The sequence below is a fragment of the Cedecea neteri genome (genome assembly GCF_000757825.1).
GTDB classification, from domain to species: domain Bacteria; phylum Pseudomonadota; class Gammaproteobacteria; order Enterobacterales; family Enterobacteriaceae; genus Cedecea; species Cedecea selenatireducens.
The window spans coordinates 908230-928438 of the sequence record NZ_CP009451.1; the positions used below are offsets into that span (position 1 = coordinate 908230).

General features: G+C 58.3%; 15 protein-coding genes. 9 read left to right on the plus strand and 6 right to left on the minus strand.

Annotation, left to right across the window (positions count from 1 at the left end; all coding sequences use genetic code 11):
- Position 1 precedes the first annotated feature (1 nt).
- Positions 2-3448, plus strand: a complete 3447-nt coding sequence (mfd, locus tag JT31_RS04015; protein WP_038473575.1) for a transcription-repair coupling factor — start codon at positions 2-4, stop codon at positions 3446-3448.
- Between the two features lie 150 nt (positions 3449-3598).
- Positions 3599-4573: a L,D-transpeptidase LdtC gene (gene ldtC / locus JT31_RS04020; RefSeq protein WP_052048966.1), complete on the plus strand. Its 975-nt coding sequence runs from the start codon at positions 3599-3601 to the stop codon at positions 4571-4573.
- Positions 4574-4679: 106 nt separating this feature from the next.
- Here the strand turns inward: ldtC and bhsA are convergent, their stop codons facing one another.
- Positions 4680-4937 carry a multiple stress resistance protein BhsA gene (gene bhsA / locus JT31_RS04025; protein WP_038473578.1) on the minus strand — a complete coding sequence of 86 codons (258 nt, stop codon included), beginning with the start codon at positions 4935-4937 and terminating at the stop codon, positions 4680-4682.
- 247 nt (positions 4938-5184) lie between these two features.
- On the opposite strand from bhsA, the gene JT31_RS04030 reads away from it, so the two are divergent.
- Positions 5185-5820 (plus strand): TetR/AcrR family transcriptional regulator, encoded by a 636-nt coding sequence (locus JT31_RS04030; protein WP_038473580.1) that lies wholly within the window; start codon positions 5185-5187, stop codon positions 5818-5820.
- A 30-nt stretch (positions 5821-5850) separates the two neighbouring features.
- On the opposite strand, the gene JT31_RS04035 is transcribed toward JT31_RS04030, so the two are convergent.
- Both JT31_RS04035 and JT31_RS04040 read right to left on the minus strand, forming a co-directional pair.
- Positions 5851-6741 carry a siderophore-interacting protein gene (locus JT31_RS04035; RefSeq protein ID WP_038473583.1) on the minus strand — a complete coding sequence of 297 codons (891 nt, stop codon included), beginning with the start codon at positions 6739-6741 and terminating at the stop codon, positions 5851-5853.
- A gap of 15 nt (positions 6742-6756) precedes the next feature.
- Complete coding sequence (locus JT31_RS04040) at positions 6757-7968, minus strand: MFS transporter (protein WP_038473584.1); 1212 nt, start codon at positions 7966-7968, stop codon at positions 6757-6759.
- A gap of 132 nt (positions 7969-8100) precedes the next feature.
- Between JT31_RS04040 and iucA the strand changes: the two genes are divergently transcribed.
- The 6 genes from iucA to JT31_RS04070 all read left to right on the plus strand — a co-directional run bounded on the left by iucA (position 8101) and on the right by JT31_RS04070 (position 17343).
- The gene (gene iucA, locus JT31_RS04045) at positions 8101-9825 is read left to right on the plus strand and encodes an aerobactin synthase IucA (RefSeq protein ID WP_038482762.1); all 1725 of its coding nucleotides are present in this window, start codon (positions 8101-8103) and stop codon (positions 9823-9825) included.
- A complete protein-coding gene (iucB, locus tag JT31_RS04050) occupies positions 9826-10773 on the plus strand; it encodes a N(6)-hydroxylysine O-acetyltransferase (protein WP_038473586.1) in 948 nt (315 codons plus the stop codon). It abuts the gene before it with no gap.
- A complete protein-coding gene (gene iucC / locus JT31_RS04055) occupies positions 10773-12506 on the plus strand; it encodes an aerobactin synthase IucC (protein ID WP_038473588.1) in 1734 nt (577 codons plus the stop codon). The genes iucB and iucC overlap by 1 nt, the downstream gene beginning before the upstream one ends.
- 3 nt (positions 12507-12509) lie before the next feature.
- Entirely contained in the window at positions 12510-13865 is a 1356-nt protein-coding gene (gene iucD, locus JT31_RS04060) for an NADPH-dependent L-lysine N(6)-monooxygenase (protein ID WP_038473590.1), read from the plus strand.
- A gap of 123 nt (positions 13866-13988) precedes the next feature.
- Positions 13989-16190: a ferric aerobactin receptor IutA gene (iutA, locus tag JT31_RS04065; protein ID WP_038473593.1), complete on the plus strand. Its 2202-nt coding sequence runs from the start codon at positions 13989-13991 to the stop codon at positions 16188-16190.
- Positions 16191-16323: 133 nt separating this feature from the next.
- Positions 16324-17343 (plus strand): Gfo/Idh/MocA family oxidoreductase, encoded by a 1020-nt coding sequence (locus JT31_RS04070; RefSeq protein ID WP_038473594.1) that lies wholly within the window; start codon positions 16324-16326, stop codon positions 17341-17343.
- A gap of 47 nt (positions 17344-17390) precedes the next feature.
- On the opposite strand, the gene JT31_RS04075 is transcribed toward JT31_RS04070, so the two are convergent.
- The 3 genes from JT31_RS04075 to ycfP form a co-directional block, all read right to left on the minus strand.
- Complete coding sequence (locus JT31_RS04075; protein WP_071842928.1) at positions 17391-17927, minus strand: glycine zipper 2TM domain-containing protein; 537 nt, start codon at positions 17925-17927, stop codon at positions 17391-17393.
- Positions 17928-18138: 211 nt separating this feature from the next.
- Complete coding sequence (locus tag JT31_RS04080; protein ID WP_038473598.1) at positions 18139-19443, minus strand: NAD(P)/FAD-dependent oxidoreductase; 1305 nt, start codon at positions 19441-19443, stop codon at positions 18139-18141.
- A gap of 214 nt (positions 19444-19657) precedes the next feature.
- Complete coding sequence (ycfP, locus tag JT31_RS04085) at positions 19658-20200, minus strand: alpha/beta hydrolase YcfP (RefSeq protein WP_038473600.1); 543 nt, start codon at positions 20198-20200, stop codon at positions 19658-19660.
- Positions 20201-20209: the final 9 nt, after the last annotated feature.

Sequence of the window (20209 nt, forward strand, 5' to 3'; positions counted from 1 at the left end):
TATGCCTGAACACTATCGCTATTCCTTACCCGTAAAAGCCGCAGAACATCGCCTGCTGGGCGAGCTGACCGGTTCGGCCTGCGCCACCGAAGTGGCTGAAATCGTTGAACGCCATAGCGGCCCGGTGGTACTGATTGCCCCGGACATGCAGAACGCGCTGCGCCTGCACGATGAAATCACCCAGTTCACCGACAACCTGGTTGTTAATCTCGCCGACTGGGAAACGCTGCCTTACGACAGCTTCTCGCCGCATCAGGAAATCATCTCGTCGCGCCTGTCCACGCTTTACCAGTTGCCGACTATGCAGCGCGGCGTGCTGATCATGCCGGTGAATACGCTGATGCAGCGCGTTTGCCCGCATAGCTACCTGCACGGCCACGCGCTGGTGATGAAAAAGGGCCAGCGCCTGTCGCGGGATAACCTGCGTGCGCAGCTGGAACAGGCGGGCTACCGCAGCGTCGATCAGGTGATGGAGCACGGCGAGTTTGCCACCCGTGGCGCCTTGCTTGACCTTTATCCGATGGGCAGCAGCCAGCCGTACCGCATCGATTTCTTTGACGATGAAATCGACAGCCTGCGCGTCTTCGACGTGGACTCCCAGCGCACGCTGGAAGAGGTTGACGCCATCAACCTGCTGCCGGCTCATGAATTCCCGACCGACAAAAACGCGATTGAGCTGTTCCGCAGCCAGTGGCGCGATAGGTTCGACGTGAAGCGTGACGCCGAGCATATCTATCAGCAGGTCAGTAAAGGCACGCTGCCTGCCGGGATCGAATACTGGCAGCCGCTGTTCTTCAGCGAACCGTTGCCGACGCTGTTTAGCTATTTCCCGGCCAACACGCTGCTGGTGAATACCGGCGATCTTGAGGCCAGCGCGGAGCGCTTCTGGCTGGATGCTCACGCCCGCTTCGAAAACCGCGGCGTGGACCCGATGCGTCCTCTTCTGCCGCCGGAAGATCTGTGGCTGAAAACCGACTCGCTGTTTAGCCAGCTTAAAGCCTGGCCTCGCGTGCAGCTCAAAACGGATTCGCTGGCGAAGAAAGCCGCCAACGTGAACCTGGGTTACCAGGCGCTGCCGGACCTGGCCATTCAGGCGCAGCAAAAAGCCCCGCTGGACAGCCTGCGTAAGTTCCTCGAGTCCTTTACCGGGCCGGTGATTTTCTCGGTCGAAAGCGAAGGCCGCCGCGAAGCTTTGGGCGAACTGCTCGGGCGCATTAAAGTCGCGCCAAAACGCATTTACCGCCTGGAAGAAGCCGAAAGCAACGGCCGCTATCTGACGATCGGCGCCAGCGAGCACGGCTTTATCGATACCCTGCGTAACCGGGCGCTTATCTGCGAAAGCGACCTGCTGGGCGAACGCGTCAGCCGTCGTCGCCAGGACAGCCGCCGCACGATTAACCCGGACACGCTGATCCGCAACCTCGCGGAACTGCATGCTGGCCAGCCGGTGGTTCACCTTGAGCACGGCGTGGGCCGCTACGCCGGGCTGACCACCCTGGAAGCCGGGGGCATTACCGCCGAATACCTGATGCTGACCTACGCGGGCGACGCCAAACTCTACGTCCCGGTTTCGTCCCTGCATCTTATCAGCCGTTACGCCGGCGGGGCCGACGACAACGCGCCGCTGCATAAGCTCGGCAGCGATGCCTGGTCCCGTGCCCGTCAGAAGGCGGCGGAGAAAGTGCGCGATGTCGCCGCCGAACTGCTTGATATCTATGCGATGCGTGCCGCCAAAGAGGGCTTTGCCTTTAAGCACGACCGCGAGCAGTACCAGCTGTTCTGCGACAGCTTCCCGTTTGAAACCACGCCGGATCAGGCCCAGGCTATCAACGCCGTGCTGAGCGACATGTGTCGCCCGCTGGCAATGGACAGGCTGGTGTGTGGCGACGTCGGCTTCGGCAAAACAGAAGTGGCGATGCGCGCCGCGTTCCTGGCGGTGGAGAACAACAAGCAGGTGGCGGTCCTGGTACCGACGACGCTGCTGGCTCAGCAGCACTACGATAACTTCCGCGACCGCTTCGCCAACTGGCCGGTGCGCATTGAGATGCTCTCCCGCTTCCGCAGCGCCAAAGAACAGACGCAAATTCTGGAACAGGCAAGCGAAGGGAAAATCGACATTCTGATCGGCACCCACAAGCTGCTGCAGGCCGACGTGAAATGGCGCGACCTGGGGCTGCTTATCGTCGACGAAGAGCACCGCTTCGGCGTGCGCCACAAAGAGCGCATTAAAGCCATGCGGGCCGACGTGGATATCCTGACGCTGACCGCAACGCCAATTCCGCGCACCCTGAATATGGCGATGAGCGGCATGCGCGACCTGTCGATTATTGCCACGCCACCGGCTCGCCGCCTGGCGGTGAAAACCTTCGTGCGCGAATACGACAGCCTGGTGGTGCGCGAGGCTATCCTGCGTGAAGTGCTGCGCGGCGGCCAGGTTTACTACCTCTTCAACGACGTCGAAAATATCCAGAAAGCCGCCGACAAGCTGGCCGAGTTGGTGCCAGAGGCTCGCATTGCCATCGGCCACGGCCAGATGCGCGAGCGCGAGCTGGAGCGGGTGATGAACGACTTCCACCACCAGCGTTTTAACGTGCTGGTGTGTACCACCATCATCGAAACCGGGATCGACATTCCGACCGCCAACACCATCATCATCGAACGGGCAGATCATTTTGGCCTCGCACAGCTGCACCAGCTCCGTGGCCGCGTCGGGCGCTCGCACCACCAGGCCTATGCCTGGCTGCTAACGCCGCATCCAAAATCTATGACCACCGACGCGCAAAAACGCCTGGAGGCCATTGCCTCGCTGGAGGATTTAGGCGCCGGGTTCGCGTTAGCCACCCACGACCTGGAAATTCGTGGCGCGGGCGAGCTGCTGGGCGAAGATCAGAGCGGGCAAATGGAAACCATCGGCTTCTCGCTTTACATGGAGCTGCTGGAAAACGCCGTTGACGCGCTGAAAGAAGGCCGCGAGCCGTCGCTGGAAGATCTCACCAACAGCCAGACGGAAGTCGAGCTGCGTATGCCTGCCCTGCTGCCGGATGATTTCATTCCTGACGTGAATACCCGCCTGTCGTTCTACAAGCGTATTGCCAGCGCGAAGGGTGAACACGAGCTGGACGAGCTGAAAGTGGAGCTTATCGACCGCTTCGGGATTTTGCCTGATCCGGCCCGCAATCTGCTGGATATCGCCGCGCTGCGCCAGCAGGCCCAGAAGCTTGGCGTGCGTAAGATTGAGGGCAATGAAAAAGGCGGCACCATAGAGTTCGCGGAGAAAAACCACGTCGATCCGGTGTGGCTGATTGGCCTGCTGCAGAAGCAGCCGCAGCATTACCGCCTTGACGGGCCTACCCGACTGAAGTTCTTCCAGGAGCTTGAGGACAGAAAAACGCGCATGGAATGGGTGCGCAACTTTATGAACAGCCTGGCGGAAAACGCCGCGGCCTGATACCTCTGCGCCTTACCGCCCGGTAAGGCGCAACTTTCTGTGACATTTACACATTCTTTGCAATCCCCAGGACTTCCCGACACGCGAGTCGCCGATAATTGGCGTTTGTCTGCCTAAGAAATTAGCCATTATAATCGCAGGGTTTAAGCTATGTTTGCATCGCGTACTTTGTCTTTCCGCCGCTGGTTTGCCGCCGCAGCCTTGCTGGGCGCAGCAGCAATGGCGCTGCCCGCCAGCGCTAACGATTACCCGCTTCCCGCCGCCAACAGCCGCCTGATAGGCAAAAACCTGTTCCATCAGGTTGCCAACGACGGCGGATCGCTGGAGGCTATTGCGAAAAAATATAACGTCGGCTTCCTGGCTTTATTGCAGGCCAACCCCGGCGTCGATCCTTACGTGCCGCGCGCCGGGAGCGTACTGACTATTCCGCGCCAGATGTTGCTGCCGGACGTGCCGCGCGAGGGCATCGTGATTAACCTTGCCGAACTGCGCCTGTACTACTTCCCGGCAGGGAAAAATAGCGTCACCGTTTACCCGATTGGCATTGGCCAGCTGGGCGGCGATACCCTGACGCCGACGATGGTGACAAAAATTTCCGACAAGCGAGCCAACCCGACCTGGACGCCGACGGCCAATATTCGTGCGCGCTACCTGGCGCAGGGCGTAAAACTGCCGGCGGTTGTCCCTGCCGGGCCGGATAACCCGATGGGTCACCACGCCATTCGCCTGGCGGCGTTCGGCGGCGTTTACCTGCTGCACGGCACAAACGCCGACTTCGGCATCGGCATGCGCGTCAGCTCCGGCTGTATCCGCCTGCGCGACGGCGATATCAAAGCGCTGTTTAATACGGTGCCGGTTGGTACTTCGGTGCGTATTATCAACACGCCAATCAAAGCCTCCGTTGAGCCAGACGGCTCACGCCTGGTTGAAGTCCACCAGCCGCTGTCCAAAGCGATTGATGACGATCCGAAAGTCTTGCCGATTGTGCTGAACGAGCAGATGACTAAGTTCCGCAACGCACCGCAGACCGATGCGCAGGTGATGGAACAGGCCATGGAGCACCGCTCCGGGATGCCGGTCAACGTCAATGCTCACGCGGCTGAGCAGCCAGCAAACGAAATCTAGATTCAGGATTGATGCGTAAAAAAAAGGCCCTGTCTCGCGACGGGGCCTTTTGCTTGCAGTGGCATATAACGAATAAGGTCAAACGTATTGAGGGTTAACGTCTGGCTTATTTATAGATGACGGCAGTACCGTGCAGGGTGTTCGGACCGTTAACGGAGGTAATACGGAACGATTTAGCGCCCATTGCATCGGCCTTCGCGGCCAACTGTTCTTCCAGGGAAGAGAGGTTGCTGCCCGCATCGGCGCTGATGTTGCCGATTTTTTGCTGGCCGGCAGGCGTGGCGGAAACTTCAACAGCCGCAAAGCTGGCGAATGAGAGTGAGCTAATAACGGCGGCAGCGAACAGAGTAGTTAAGGTTTTCATGATTTATGTCCTAAGCAGGTGATTGTTAGGTCGTTAAACTTAATTAGTTAACGATCGATAACTAAATGATAAACGTGATCCACATCACACGTCAATACGTTTTTATAACGACCGTTAAGTAATTAAAAAAAACGCTATTTTTCATCGTGATAAGAAATAATTATTTTTCATAACAAGGCGCTGGCTACCGCCGCCGATTATTTTTATAATGAGTGTTCACTAATTAGACAGAGGTTAAACGGCAGGTATGGCAACCGAGACATTAAGTTGCAGTAAAAAAAGCCGTGGCCGTCCAAAGGTGTTTGACAGGGAAGCAGCACTCGACAAGGCCATGACACTCTTCTGGCAGCATGGCTATGAAGCAACATCCATGGCGCATCTGGTAGAAGCCACCGGGGCAAAAGCGCCCACGCTCTACGCGGAGTTCAGCAATAAAGAAGGTCTTTTCCGCGCGGTGCTGGATCGCTACATCGCGCGTTTTGCGGCGAAGCATGAAGCCTGCCTGTTCTGTGAAGATCAGACCATGGAGGCCGCGCTGGAGAATTATCTCTCTGCGGTCGCGCAGTGCTTTACCGACAAAAGAACCCCATCGGGCTGCTTTATCATCTGCACCTCATCGGTACTGGCGGCTTCGTCGGAAGACATTGCCGAAACGATAAAAGCCCGGCATGCGGTGCAGGAGCAGACGCTGGTGCGGTTCCTGGAGCTACGCCAGCAAAAAGGCGAAATTCCGGCCGAGCGCAACATTCGCTGCCTGGCCAAATACCTGTGCTGCATTATTCAGGGGATGTCGGTCAGCGCTCGTGAGAACGCCAGCTATGAAGAGTTAATGCAGATTGTGAAAACGACGGTGATGCTGATGCCGCAGTTGAAGAAGATCTGATTATGGGGCGGCCTGTGGCCGCCCTTTTTGTTAGCGCTGACGCCCTTTAGCCCAATAGGCCATAAAATTGATGGCCTCGTGCTCGACGCCGCGTTCGCCGATCAAATGGCGGCGCAGCAGCTTAACCACCGTCGATTCCGCCGCCACCCAGCCGTAAAACTCGTTGCTGCCGGTAGTGGCCTTATCCCATAGTAGTTCGTCTTCCGCCTCTTCCTGGACGACTTCATGATGGCTGCTTTCCGGCACCCTCGCCTGCATTTTCACCGCCTGAATCAGGCATTCACCGTGCGTCGCGGAGACGGTTTTGCGCGGCAGCCAGTTGATCTCGGCGAAGCCATAAGCGCTTAAGTCCACGCAGTCGCCCTCTTCCGGGACTTCAAAAAAGGCCTGAACCTTCGGGGGATGATCCTGATGCGCGAGCATTTCCAGAATGCCGCGCGCGGCAGGCAGCGCGGTTTCATCGGCAACAATCAGCGCATTGCGCAACCCGGCAGGCGGCGTCCATTCGTAGCCACCGCTGTCTTCCGGATGAGCCGCGTTAGGCGCCACGATCTGAATAACATCGCCAGGTACTGAATTGATCGCCCATGCGGAAGCCGGGCCTTCGGTGCCATGGCTGACAAACTCCACCGTCACTTCCTGGCGGGCAGGATCGACATGCCGCAGCGTATAGGTGCGAATAATCGGGCGCTTCTCTTTCGGCATCCCCAGGGAAATTTGATACCACTGCCCCTCAGCGGGGAGCGACGGCGGCGTACCATCTTCGGACGGGAACAGCATTTTAATGCGCTGATCCGGCGAGTCACATTTCATCTGCGCCACCTCCGGCCCGCTAAACACCAGGCTCAGCAGCGAAGGCGACACGGCAGTTTTCCGCGCCAGTTGAACGTTAAACAGACGGTAGCCCTGAACTCCAGCCATAGTTTTTCCTTACGCTTAAATTGCAGAATGACGTGAACGGTGGCGGCTGCGCCAGATAACGCCGGACACCACGGTAAATAACACGGCGGCTAAAAAGGCCACCGTAATCAGCGCTGCCTCGGCCCCGGTTTTTGACACCAGCGGCACCAGCATCGCGCAAAGCCCGTAGCCGAGCGTGTGGCTGGTAGCCACCCAGCCCGCCCCGGCTCCGTCGGCGAGTTTGTCGTTCAGCAAAAGCTGGTACGCAGGCGTCGCCAGCGCGGCCCCGAACGACAGCACCGCACAGCCGAGGTAAAACAGCCACAGCTGGAGAGAAATCATCATTGCCAGGCCACAAACCATCAGCGCTCCGGCACTTAACAGCAGCGCCATTGGCGACAGGCGCTGCGGGCGGAGAACGCCAAACTGCGCGGAGAGCGAGGCCACCGCCGCCAGGCTAAGCAGCCATGCAACCTGGTGACTGATGGCCGCCGTATCCGTTGCAAACTGGCGGGCGAGCGCCGGAGAAAGCCCCAGCTGCATCAGGCTTACCGCCGCGGACAGCAGTAAAGCGCAAAGCAAGTACGGCAGGCAGTCAGGGCGAAGGCTGGCGCTTTTGCGCTCTGCGGCAGGCTGCGGCGGCGTGCCCGGTAAGCGCAACAGCATCACCAGCGCAAGCAGAGGCGCAACCATCAACAACCCCAGCGGTGCGAGCGGATGAACGGCCAGCATGCCGGCGGCGCAAAGCGGCCCGAACAGGCGGCCACTGCTTAGCCCGGAGCTAATCGTCGCCAGCGCGGCCATGCGTTTTCCTTCCCCCGCTCGCTGCAGCGCCCAGACCTGGCAGGCCGGGACCATCGCCGACACGGTCAGGCCGTAGATAATCCGCGCCACAATTAATATGCCCAGCCCGACGATGCCCGTTACGGTATTCGTTGCCAGCAGCAGGCTGCCGAGCCCCAGCAGCATAAAGCTTGCGCCGTACCCCGCCAGCGCCCACAGCACCACAGGCTTGCTGCCCAGCCGCGCAATCTGTTTTCCCCACCACGGCGAGGACGGTAAGAACAGCATCGATCCGAGCGTGAGCAATGCCGCCCAGACGGACAGGCTCAAATGTGTCTGCATCACCAGCACCGGGATCGCAACCAGCAGGCCATTTTGCCCGACGCCAAGCAGCCCGGCGCTCAGCGCAAGTGGCCAGCAGGAAAGGGATTTTTGCGGCGATTCCGCCAGTTCAAGAGATGTCACAATGTTGCTAACCCGTGGATTGATTGTGCGTATTTGTAAAATTTATTTTAGCGATTCTAACAATTGTTATTGATAATGAGAAACGTTATCGGCAGAATTCGCATTATCATAACGCGTGGAAACTGTTTGATGATGACTTTGCCAAATAAAACTCTGGCCTGGGATGTGGCCGCACAGTGCTTTCTGAATTCCCTTGTTCGCGAAACCAACGACTGGCGACTGACCGACAGCCAGCCCGCCGAACTCATTATCCCGCTGGGTGAACAACAGGCCCTCTACTTCAAAGTGGCCTATTTCTCCCCCACCCAGCATCACCGCTTTGAATTCCCGGCTCGCCTGGTCAATGCCACCGGCAGCCAGCCGGTTGACTTCGCTACCCTGTCCCAGCTGATTATCGATAAACTCCAGCACCAGCAAATGCTGCCGGCCACCGGCTGTGAGGCGTTTTATCAGCGCGTAATGGAAAGCCATGCGCATACCCAACAGGCGATTGAAGCTCGCCATGACTGGAACGGGCTGCGCGAAAAAGCCCTGAACTTTGGTGAAGCCGAGCAGGCATTGCTGGTGGGACACGCCTTCCACCCCGCGCCGAAATCCCACGAACCGTTTAACCAGCAGGAAGCCGAACGCTACCTGCCAGACTTTGCTCCACACTTCCCGCTGCGCTGGTTCGCGGTGGATAAAAGCCATCTGGCGGGTGAAAGCCTGCATCTCAATTTGCAGCAGCGCCTGACGCGCTTTGCCGCTGAAAATGCGCCGCAGCTGCTGAGCGAACTTAGCGACCATCAATGGCTGTTCCCGCTGCACCCGTGGCAGGCAGGCTATCTGCTGGAGCAGGACTGGTGCCAGCAGCTGGTCGCCAAAGGGCTGGTGAAAGATTTGGGCGAAGCGGGTGCTCCGTGGCTGCCAACCACGTCTTCACGCTCGCTCTACTGCGCCACCAGTCGCGACATGATCAAATTCTCCCTGAGCGTGCGCCTGACCAACTCCGTGCGTACCCTGTCGGTGAAAGAAGTTAAACGCGGAATGCGCCTGGCGCGGCTGGCACAAACTGACCGCTGGCAGACGCTGCAGGCCCGCTTCCCGACCTTCCGCGTAATGCAGGAAGACGGCTGGGCCGGGCTGCGCGATCTGCACGGCAATATCATGGAAGAAAGCCTGTTTGCCCTGCGTGAGAACCTGCTGGTTGAGCAGCCGCAGAGCCAGACTAACGTGCTGGTCTCCCTGACGCAGTCTGCTCCCGACGGCGGTGATTCCCTGCTGGTTGCCGCGGTTAACCGCCTGAGCAGCCGCCTGGGAATTACGCCAAAGCAGGCCGCACACGCCTGGGTCGAAGCTTATTGCCAGCAGGTGCTGAAGCCGCTGTTTACCGCCGAAGCGGATTACGGCCTGGTTCTGCTGGCGCACCAGCAAAACATTCTGGTGGAGATGCAGCAGGATCTGCCGGTCGGGCTTATCTACCGCGACTGCCAGGGCAGCGCCTTTATGCCGCATGCGGCGGGCTGGCTCGACATGATTGGCGAAGCGCAGGCGGAGAACGTCTTCACCCACGAACAGCTTCTGCGCTACTTCCCTTATTACCTGCTGGTGAACTCCACGTTCGCCGTGACCGCCGCCCTCGGCGCTGCGGGTCTGGATAGCGAAGTGAACCTGATGGGCCGTGTACGCAGCGCGCTCAGCGCCGTTCGCGATGAGGTTACGCATAAAACCTGCCTCGACTACGTGCTGGCAAGCCCGCACTGGAACGTGAAGGGCAACTTCTTCTGCTATCTGCACGACCATAACGAAAACACCATCGTCGATCCTTCGGTGATTTATTTCGACTTTGTGAACCCGCTGCAGGCTCAGGAGGGCTGAATGTTTCAGGCAACGATTGTGCACGGCGGCCACGGGCTGCGCTGCGAAAAACTGGGTAAACCCCTGAACCTGAGCTGGGGCCAGGACGGTGGGGCAGTATTGCACTGGCCGGGAGAATTGCCTGCGGGCTGGCTGCGCGACGCGCTGGATCAGATGTTTGTTGCCGCGCCTCAGCTTTCAGCCATCGTGCTGCCATACGCCGAATGGCGTGAAGAGCCGCAGGCGCTGGTGCTGTTCGATTTGCTGAAAAGCGACATTGTTCACCGCGCGACCTTCTGGCAGCTGCCGCTGTGGCTGAGCGCTCCGGCTAATCAGGCTTCCGGTGAGATGGTGTTTGACGCTGAACGCGAAATCTATTTCCCGCTCCGCCCCGCTCGACCGACAGGCGAGGTTTATCGCCGTTACGATCCGCGCGTTCGCAAAACGCTGAGCTTCCGGGTAGCCGATCCGGCGCTCGACGCCGAGCGTTTTACCCGCTGGATGAACGATCCGCGCGTCGACTATTTCTGGGAGCAAAGCGGCTCGCTGGAGGTTCAAACCGCGTACCTGGCGCGCCAGTTGACCGGCAAACACGCTTTCCCGCTGATCGGCTGCTTTGACGACCAGCCGTTCAGCTACTTCGAAATTTACTGGGCGGCAGAAGACCGCATCGGCCGCCATTATCCGTGGCAGCCGTTCGATCGTGGCCTGCATTTGCTGGTGGGCGAACAGCAGTGGCGCGGCGCGCACTATGTGCAAAGCTGGCTGCGCGGGCTGACCCACTACCTGCTGCTGGACGAGCCGCGCACGCAGCGTACCGTGCTGGAGCCGCGCGCCGACAATCAGCGCCTGTTCAAGCATCTGGAGCCTGCGGGCTACGCGACGATCAAAGAGTTTGATTTCCCGCACAAGCGCTCGCGCCTGGTCATGGCTGACCGCCACAACTTCTTTAGCGAGGTAGGCCTGTAATGAATCGCAAGGATTGGGATTTTGTTAACCGCCAGCTGGTCGCAAAAATGCTGGCCGAGCTGGAGTACGAGCAGGTTTTTCAGGCCGAGTCGCTGGGCGAAAACCGCCACTGCATCAGCTTAGCCGGTGCCGAGTGGCAGTTTAACGCCGAGCGAGGCATCTGGGGCTGGCTGTGGATTGATGCGCAGACGCTGCGCTGCGCGGATGAGCCTGTGTTAGCCCAAACGCTGCTAATGCAGCTCAAGCCGGTGCTGTCGATGAGCGACGCCACCGTGGCCGAGCATATGCAGGATCTGTACGCCACGCTGCTGGGCGACCTGCAGTTGCTGAACGCGCGCCGTGGCATGAGCGCAGAAAACCTTATCGATCTGGACGCTGACCGCCTGCAGTGCCTGCTCAGCGGCCACCCAAAATTTGCCTTTAACAAAGGGCGTCGCGGCTGGGGTAAAGAAGCTCTGGAGCGCTATGCGCCCGAGTATGCCAATACCTTCCGCCTGCACTGGCTGGCGGTGAAACGCGAGCATATGGTCTGGCGCTGCGACAGCGAGCTGGATATCCAGCAGCTCATCGCCGCGGCGATGGACGAGCAGGAGCTGGCCCGCTTTACGCAGGCGTGGCAGGCCAGCGGCCTGGATGACGGCTGGCTTCCGCTGCCGGTGCATCCGTGGCAGTGGCAGCAAAAAATCGCTCTCGACTTTGTGGCCGATCTGGCCGAAGGCAAGATGGTTTCCCTGGGCGAATTTGGCGACCAGTGGCTGGCCCAGCAGTCGCTGCGCACGCTCACTAACGCCAGCCGCCAGGGCGGTTTAGACATCAAGCTGCCGCTGACGATTTACAACACTTCCTGCTATCGCGGCATTCCGGGCAAGTACATTGCCGCCGGGCCGCTCGCCTCCCGCTGGCTGCAAAACGTGTTCACCACGGACAGCACGCTGGTGAAAACCGGGGCGGTTATCCTCGGCGAACCGGCTGCAGGCTACGTCTCCCATGAAGGCTACGCCGCGCTTGCTCAGGCCCCCTATCGTTACCAGGAGATGCTGGGCGTTATCTGGCGCGAGAACCCGAGCCGCTGGCTGAAGCCGGACGAAACGCCGATCCTGATGGCGACCCTGATGGAGTGCGACGAAAACAATCAGCCGCTGATTGGGGCGTATATCGCTCGCTCAGGCCTGGACGCGGAAGCCTGGCTGACGCAGATGTTCCGCGTGGTGGTGGTGCCGCTGTACCACCTGCTCTGCCGCTACGGCGTGGCGCTGATTGCCCACGGACAAAATATTACGCTCGCCATGAAAGACGGCGTGCCGCAGCGCGTGCTGTTGAAGGATTTCCAGGGCGATATGCGTCTGGTGAAGGATGAGTTCCCGGAGATGGACTCCCTGCCTCAGGAAGTGCGGGACGTAACCGCCCGCCTGAGCGCCGACTACTTAATTCATGATTTGCAGACCGGCCATTTCGTGACGGTGCTGCGCTTTGTTTCGCCGCTCATGGCTCGCCTTGGCGTGCCGGAGAGACGCTTTTATCAGCTGCTGGCAGCAGTGTTGAGTGATTACATGCGGGAACACCCGCAAATGTCGGCGCGTTTTGCGCTTTTCTCACTCTTTAAGCCACAAATCATCCGCGTTGTGCTGAACCCGGTAAAACTGACCTGGCCTGACCAGGACGGAGGCAGCCGCATGCTGCCGAATTACCTCGAGGATTTGCAAAACCCGCTGTGGCTGGTAACCAGGGATTGAATTATGACAAACACTGTTGATTTTATTGGCGTAGGTATCGGCCCGTTTAACCTGAGCATTGCGGCACTGTCTCATGAAGCTGAGGGATTTAGCAGCCAGTTCTTTGACGGCCGCCCTGACTTTGCGTGGCATCCGGGCATGCTGGTGCCGGACTGCCATATGCAGACCATGTTCCTGAAAGATTTGGTCAGCGCCGTGGCCCCCACCAGCCCGTTCAGCTTTGTGAACTACCTGGTGAAACGTAAAAAATTCTACCGCTTTCTGACCACCGAGCTGCGTACCGTTTCGCGCGATGAGTTTTCGGACTACCTGCGCTGGGCCGCAGAGGGCATGGATAACCTGAAGTTTAACCAGACGGTTGAACGTATTGATTTCGACGAGCAGCGCAAGCTGTTTGTGGTACAGACCGGCCAGGGTGAAACGCTCGCGCGCAATATTTGCCTCGGCATTGGCAAGCAGCCTCACCTGCCGCCGTGCGTAAAAACCGCCACGCCGACCTGCTTCCACGCCAGCGAAATGAGCCTGCGCCTGCCGAATCTGGCCGGTAAACGCGTCACCGTAGTCGGCGGTGGGCAGAGCGGCGCGGATTTGTTCCTTAACGCATTCCGTGGCGCATGGGGCGAAGTCGCCGAAGTTAACTGGGTCTCACGTCGCAATAACTTTAACGCGCTGGATGAAGCCGCGTTCGCCAACGAATACTTCACCCCGGAATACGTCTCTGGCTTTGTGGGCCTGAATGAAGATGCGCGCCAGAAGATGCTCGATGAGCAGAAAATGACGTCCGACGGCATTACCGCCGATTCGTTGCTGACCATCTATCGCGAGCTTTATCACCGCTTTGAAGTGCTCGGCCAGCCACGCAATGCGCGCCTGCTGCCGAGCCGCTCGGTCACCGGCCTTGAAAGCCGCGGCCAGGGCTGGCAGCTGCTGTTGGAACATCACCTCGACAAGGGCTATGACACGCTGGACAGCGACGTGGTTATCTTCGCGACCGGCTACCGCCCAACGCTGCCGCAAATGCTTTCGCCGCTGATGCCGCGCATGACGATGCTCGACGAGTGCAATTTCAAGGTGCGCGATGACTTTACGCTGGAGTGGAACGGCCCGGCCGGAAATAACATCTTCGCGGTCAACGCCAGCATGCAAACCCACGGGATTGCCGAGCCACAGCTGAGCCTGATGGCGTGGCGCTCCGCCAAAATTCTGAATCGCGCGCTGGGGCGTGATTTGTTCGATCTCAGTACGCCGCCCGCGCTGATCCAATGGCGCAGCGGCAGCCGGGAAAAACCGCAGCACAGTGCTGCTTCCTTAACTCACTATTCCTCTAAATCATTCGAAATGCAGCCCGGCGCTAACTGAGCACATCCCCCGAAACGTAGGCCGCTACGGGACGGGGGATTGCCGTTAACACCGGGACAGATTGAAGGGTAACGAGGACACAGCATATTTGGGCCGATGTTTGTCAGCCCGTGTGAAGGAACAATGATGATAACCAAAAAGCAAACGCTTTGGGCGCTTAACCCGTTACTGCTCGCCATGATGGCGCCGGCAGTCGCACAGCAAACCAGTGACGAGACGATGGTGGTTTCCGCCAACCGCAGCAACCGCACCGTCGCCGAAATGGCCCAAACCACCTGGGTGATTGAACAGGCCGAACTGGAGCAGCAGATCCAGGGCGGCAAAGAGTTTAAAGACGCGCTGGCCCAGCTGATCCCCGGCCTTGACGTCAGCAGCCAGAGCCGCACCAACTACGGCATGAACGTCCGTGGTCGCCCGCTGGTAGTACTGGTTGACGGCGTACGCCTCAACTCTTCCCGTACCGACAGCCGCCAGCTGGACTCTATCGATCCGTTCAACATCGATCATATTGAAGTTATTTCCGGCGCAACCGCCCTTTACGGCGGCGGCAGTACCGGCGGACTTATCAACATCGTGACCAAAAAAGGCCAGAAGGATACCCAGGTAGAATTTGAAACCGGGATCAAGAGCGGCTTTAACAGCAGTAAAGATCACGATGAACGCGTCGCCAGCGCCATTTCCGGCGGTAACGACCATATTTCTGGTCGTGCGTCGGTAGCCTACCAGAAGTTTGGCGGCTGGTTTGACGGCAACGGCGATGCCACGCTGCTGGATAATACCCAGACCGGCCTGCAGTATTCCGACCGCCTGGACGTGATGGGCACCGGCACGCTGAACATCGACGAAAACCAGCAGCTGCAGTTAGTCACCCAGTATTACAAAAGCAAGGGTGACGATGATTACGGCCTGAACCTCGGGAAAAACTTCTCCGCCATCAGCGGCTCAAGCAGCCCGTACGTCAGCAAAGGCCTGAATTCTGACCGTGTGCCGGGCACCGAACGTCACCTGATCAGCATGCAGTATTCCAATAGCGATTTCCTCGGCCAGGAGCTGGTGGGCCAGGTTTACTATCGCGACGAGTCGCTGCTGTTCTATCCGTTCCCGACGGTGAATGCGAACAAGAAAGCGACCGCGTTTTCTTCTTCCCAGCAGGATACCAATCAGTACGGCGCGAAGCTGACGATGAACAGCAAGCCGCTCGACGGCTGGCAGCTGACCTACGGCCTGGACGCCGACCACGAGCGCTTTACCTCTAACCAGATGTTCTTCGATCTGGCGCAGGCCAGCGCCTCCGGCGGCCTGAACAATCAGAAGATTTATACCACCGGGCGTTACCCGTCGTATGACATCAGCAACCTGGCCGCCTTCCTGCAGTCCAGCTATGACATCAACGATATCTTTACCCTGAGCGGCGGCGTGCGCTACCAGTACACCGAGAATAAGATTGATGATTTCATCGGCTTCGCGCAGCAGCAGCAACTTGCGGCCGGTACGGCAAAATCTGCCGACGCTATCCCTGGCGGCTCCACCGACTACGATAACTTCCTGTTCAACGCCGGTTTGCTGATGCACATCACCGAGCGCCAGCAGGCCTGGCTGAACTTCTCCCAGGGCGTAGAGCTGCCGGATCCGGGTAAATACTACGGCCGCGGCACCTATGGCGCAGCGGTTAACGGCCATCTGCCGCTGACCAACAGCGTCAACGTAGACGCCAGCAAGCTGCAGGGCGTGAAGGTTGACTCCTACGAGCTGGGCTGGCGCTACACCGGCGACAACCTGCGCACGCAGATTGCAGCCTACTACTCGCTGTCCGATAAGAGCGTGCTGGCGAATAAAGACCTGACCATCAGCGTCGTGGACGACAAGCGTCGTATTTACGGCGTGGAAGGCGCGGTAGACTACTTTATTCCGGATACCAACTGGAGCACCGGCGCGAACTTTAACGTCCTGAAAACGGAATCTAAGGTTAACGGCAGCTGGCAGAAGTATGACGTGAAGGTGGCAAGCCCGTCGAAAGCGACTGCCTACATCGGCTGGGCGCCAGATCCGTGGAGCCTTCGCGTGCAGAGCACCACCTCCTTTAACGTGAGCGACGCGGCAGGCTACAGCGTAGACGGCTATACCACCGTCGACCTGCTCGGCAGCTACGATCTTCCGGTGGGTAAACTCAGCTTCAGCGTAGAAAACGTCTTTGACCGTGACTACACCACCGTCTGGGGCCAGCGTGCACCGCTGTACTACAGCCCGGGCTATGGCCCTGCTTCACTGTATGACTACAAAGGCCGCGGCCGCACCTTCGGCATGAACTACTCCGTTAAGTTCTAAGCTGCTCCCCTTGCCCGGCGCCTGCCGGGCAAGTTCACTCGCTTACCCTTCCTAACAGTTTATCCCTCGACCAGCGCCAAATAGTCTTTTAAAAATAAGGGATATTTAAGCCTCTCTTATGACCGGAGACGATATGCAAATTGGGTTTATTGGCGTGGGCAGCGTGATAGAAACGGCTTATCTGCCGGCCATTCAGCGGCTTTCCCGGCGGGATGTGGTTTGCTATGGCTTTGATCCCGCGCCACGCTACCGTTCAGAATCCATTACGCTGTTACCGTCTTTGCCGCAGCTTTTAGCGCTGCCTTTGGACTTAGTCTTTATCACCACCTCATCGCTCCAGCATCTGCCGATGCTTAAAAGCGTGCTGCAGCAAAGCCCGGTGCCCGTGGTGGTGGAAAAACCTGTCGCGGCCACGCGACAGCAGCTTGATGAACTTGACGCCCTGCTAAGCGACCCGGCCGTTGCCGCCAGGGTTCTCGCCCTGGATCACTGGATGGTGAGAACCGATGCGGCACGGTTTATTGAGCGCCTGGAAGATATCGACCGTATTGAGGGCTTTTTACTTGAGCCGAGCGGCTTTAATGCCGCCGGAGAGCCCATCGCGCTCAATTTTGCCACCGGCGAGCCCGATACTCGCGAGCTGCGCCATCCGGACGGCGTTATCGTGGATATCGGCACGCACGTGCTGGCGATGATGCGGGAAACGTTGATGCAGGCAGGTGCCGACGAGTCGCTGGAGCTTGAATTGTTGCTGGCCAAAGACCGGCCCGGCAACGGTATTTTACCCGGCGACTTCACCACCGCAGAAGGCCAGGCGCTGCTGCGCGGCCAGCTTGGCGGGGTCCCCTGCGTACTGCAACTGAACAAATACGCCGGACCAGCCGGGGGGCAAAAAGGAATAAATATCGTGCTGAAAAATGGCAGCGTGATTGCCGTCGACCGCCGTGGCACAGAGGAAACGCTGACCATAGACGACGAACCCGAGCTGAACATGAGCGGCCCGCTGTACGACCGCTGCCTGAGCGAAGTTATTTTTGGCGACGAAACGCTGTTTGAGCGGTCGCCGCAGGCAATACCCGCCTTAACCCGCCGCAGAATGCAGGAAGTCAGGGCCTTACTGACGTTGCAACAAACGCTGCGTGGCGAGCACTAAAAACGCAAAACCCGCCGTGGCTGGCGGGTTTTCTTTAACGCTGGATATCAGGCTTTGTTCAGCACCAGCTGGCCTTTGCTATCCAGAGGGATCTGGGTGCCGGGGTCTTTATCCATGCGGATTTTACCCTGCTGATCGCCGATTTTGTAGGTGACGTCATAGCCGAGCATTTTCTCTGACTTGTCATACACCGTCTTACAGCGCTGCTGGGAGGTGGTATAAGTGTCCCCATCCTGCATCGCGCCCTGCACCTGGTTCCCGGCATAACCGCCGCCCAGCGCACCGACGACCGTGGCAACATCTTTCCCGCGACCGCCGCCAAACTGATGACCCAGTACGCCACCGGCCACCGCACCCAGGGCAGAACCCAGAATACGGTTCTCATCCTGGACAGGCTTACGGTGCGTCACGGCCACATTCCGGCATTCCTGACGCGGCGTTTTTACCGTTTCCTTGATTGGCGTCGCAGACACCACCTGTGCATACTGGGGACCACGGTCAAACACGTTCAAACTGGCTACCGCAGCCACGCCCAGCGCAGCGGCCACGCCAATACCAATACCCGCTAACATTGATTTATTCACAGGACATCCTCCTGACCTTGTTGTTAACCTAATTTTGCACTGCGGTGACAGCTTTGAGAAATCAGACAACGGATCAAAAGTGCGGGATTGTGTGGCGACAAGGCGTGTTTAAGACAACTCTGAGCCGCCACTTAGGAATATGCCGAGTTTTATGCTGGTTACCGGCAATAAAAAACCCGGCGCGGTGGCCGGGTTTCAAAAGAGTAAAAACTCAGTGCAGCTTCAGGCGCGGGCGGATCACCCGGTTGATGCTGCCTACCAGCATCATCAGGCCGGTTTTAAAGTAGCCGTGCAGCGCAATCTGGTGCATACGGTACAGGGAGATGTACACGAAGCGGGCGATGCGGCCTTCTACCATCATCGAGCCGCGCATCAGGTTACCCATCAGGCTGCCGACGGTGGAGAATTTGGACAGCGAAACCAGCGAGCCGTGATCTTTGTAACTGTAGGCTTTGAGCGGCTGGCCTTTCATCTGCGCAAGAATGTTGGTCAATGCGCGGGAAGCCATCTGGTGCGCAGCCTGAGCGCGTGGAGGCACGAAGCCACCTTCAGGACGAGCGCAGGAAGCGCAGTCGCCGATTGCGTAGATATCCGGGTCGCGCGTGGTCTGCAGCGTCGGCTCAACCACCAGCTGGTTAATGCGGTTAGTCTCAAGGCCGCCGATATCTTTCATAAAGTCTGGCGCTTTGATCCCCGCCGCCCAGACCATCAGGTCCGCCTCGATAAACTCGCCGTCTTTGGTGTTCAGGCCATGCGCTTCGGCGCTGGTGACCATGGTTTGCGTCAGCACGCGAACGCCAAGCTTGGTCAGTTCGCTGTGTGCTGCGGCGGAAATACGTGGCGGCAGCGCAGGCAGGATACGCTCCCCGGCTTCCACCAGCGTGACGTTCAGCGCTTCGTTAGTCAGCCCTTTGTAGCCGTAGCTGTGCAGCTGCTTAACGGCGTTATGCAGTTCAGCGGACAGCTCAACCCCGGTCGCCCCACCGCCGACGATAGCGATGTTAACCTTGCCGCTCGCGCCGAGGTTTGAGGAGTACTTCAGGAACAGGTTCAGCATCTCAGAATGGAAGCGACGCGCCTGGTGTGGGTTGTCGAGGAAGATGCAGTTTTCTTTTACGCCAGGGGTGTTGAAGTCGTTGGAGGTACTCCCCAGGGCCATCACCAGCGTGTCGTAAGGCACCTTACGCTCTGGCACCAGCAGCTCGCCCTTCTCATCGCGCAGCTCGGCGATGGTCAGCGTTTTGCTTTCACGGTTGATGTCCACCACGGAGCCCAGCTGGAACTGGAAGTTATGGTTGCGCGCGTGCGCCAGGTAGCTCAACGCATCCACGCCTTCATCCAGCGAACCGGTTGCCACTTCATGCAGCAGCGGCTTCCACAGGTGGCTGTGGTTACGGTCTACCAGGGTGATTTTGGCTTTTTTGCCGCGGCCCAGTTTTTTACCCAGCTGAGTCGCCAGCTCCAGACCACCAGCCCCACCGCCGACAATCACTATTTTTTTCAATGGTGTAGTCAACTTGACCCCCTAAAATATTAACCAATTGTTAATTAAAAGTTATCTAAATAGCCTTTAATTAACAAAGGGTTACTGCACGTTTAACGCTTAACTTTACCGAGAATAACATGAAGGGTGCATTGGTCATACCAAAATTGATATACATCAATTTTTATGCCGAAAAGATAAACAAAAGGCCAGCACGAGGCTGGCCTGTTTTAGTGCGCGGGAAAAATCAGCCCAACGTTTTAAAAGCCTTAATGCGCTGTAAATGCGTGGAGATATTTTTGAACTTATGCGTCTGCTGCTCGTCCCAGACGATTTCGTAATAGGAATGCAGCGCTTCTGCCGTGCGCCGGTTGTCCAGCGCTTCGTCGTTGCGTGAGAGGATAGCCAGGCAGCGATCGCGGTTCTTCTCGCGGAAGTTCTGCACGCACTTGGTGGTGATATCGGCGTACTCTTCCGGCCTGTTGATTTTCCCTTCCATGTTTTCATGGGGGTAAAGGTTCGGGTTGAAGATAACCTGCCGCATATCGCAGAGAAAACCGATACGTTCCGCCCAGAATCCCCCCAGACCCACGCCGCAAATCAGCGGCCGTTCGTCGTCGGTAAGCTGCTGCATTTTATCGACTTCTTTCAGCAGATGCTGCATGTCGTGCTTCGGATGCAGCGTGCTGTAGCTGATGAGCCGCACGTCGGGATCGATAAACTGAAGCTGCAGCACTTTTTCATGGTTACCGGGACTGTTTGAGTCAAAACCGTGTAAATAGATAATCATTGCATCCTC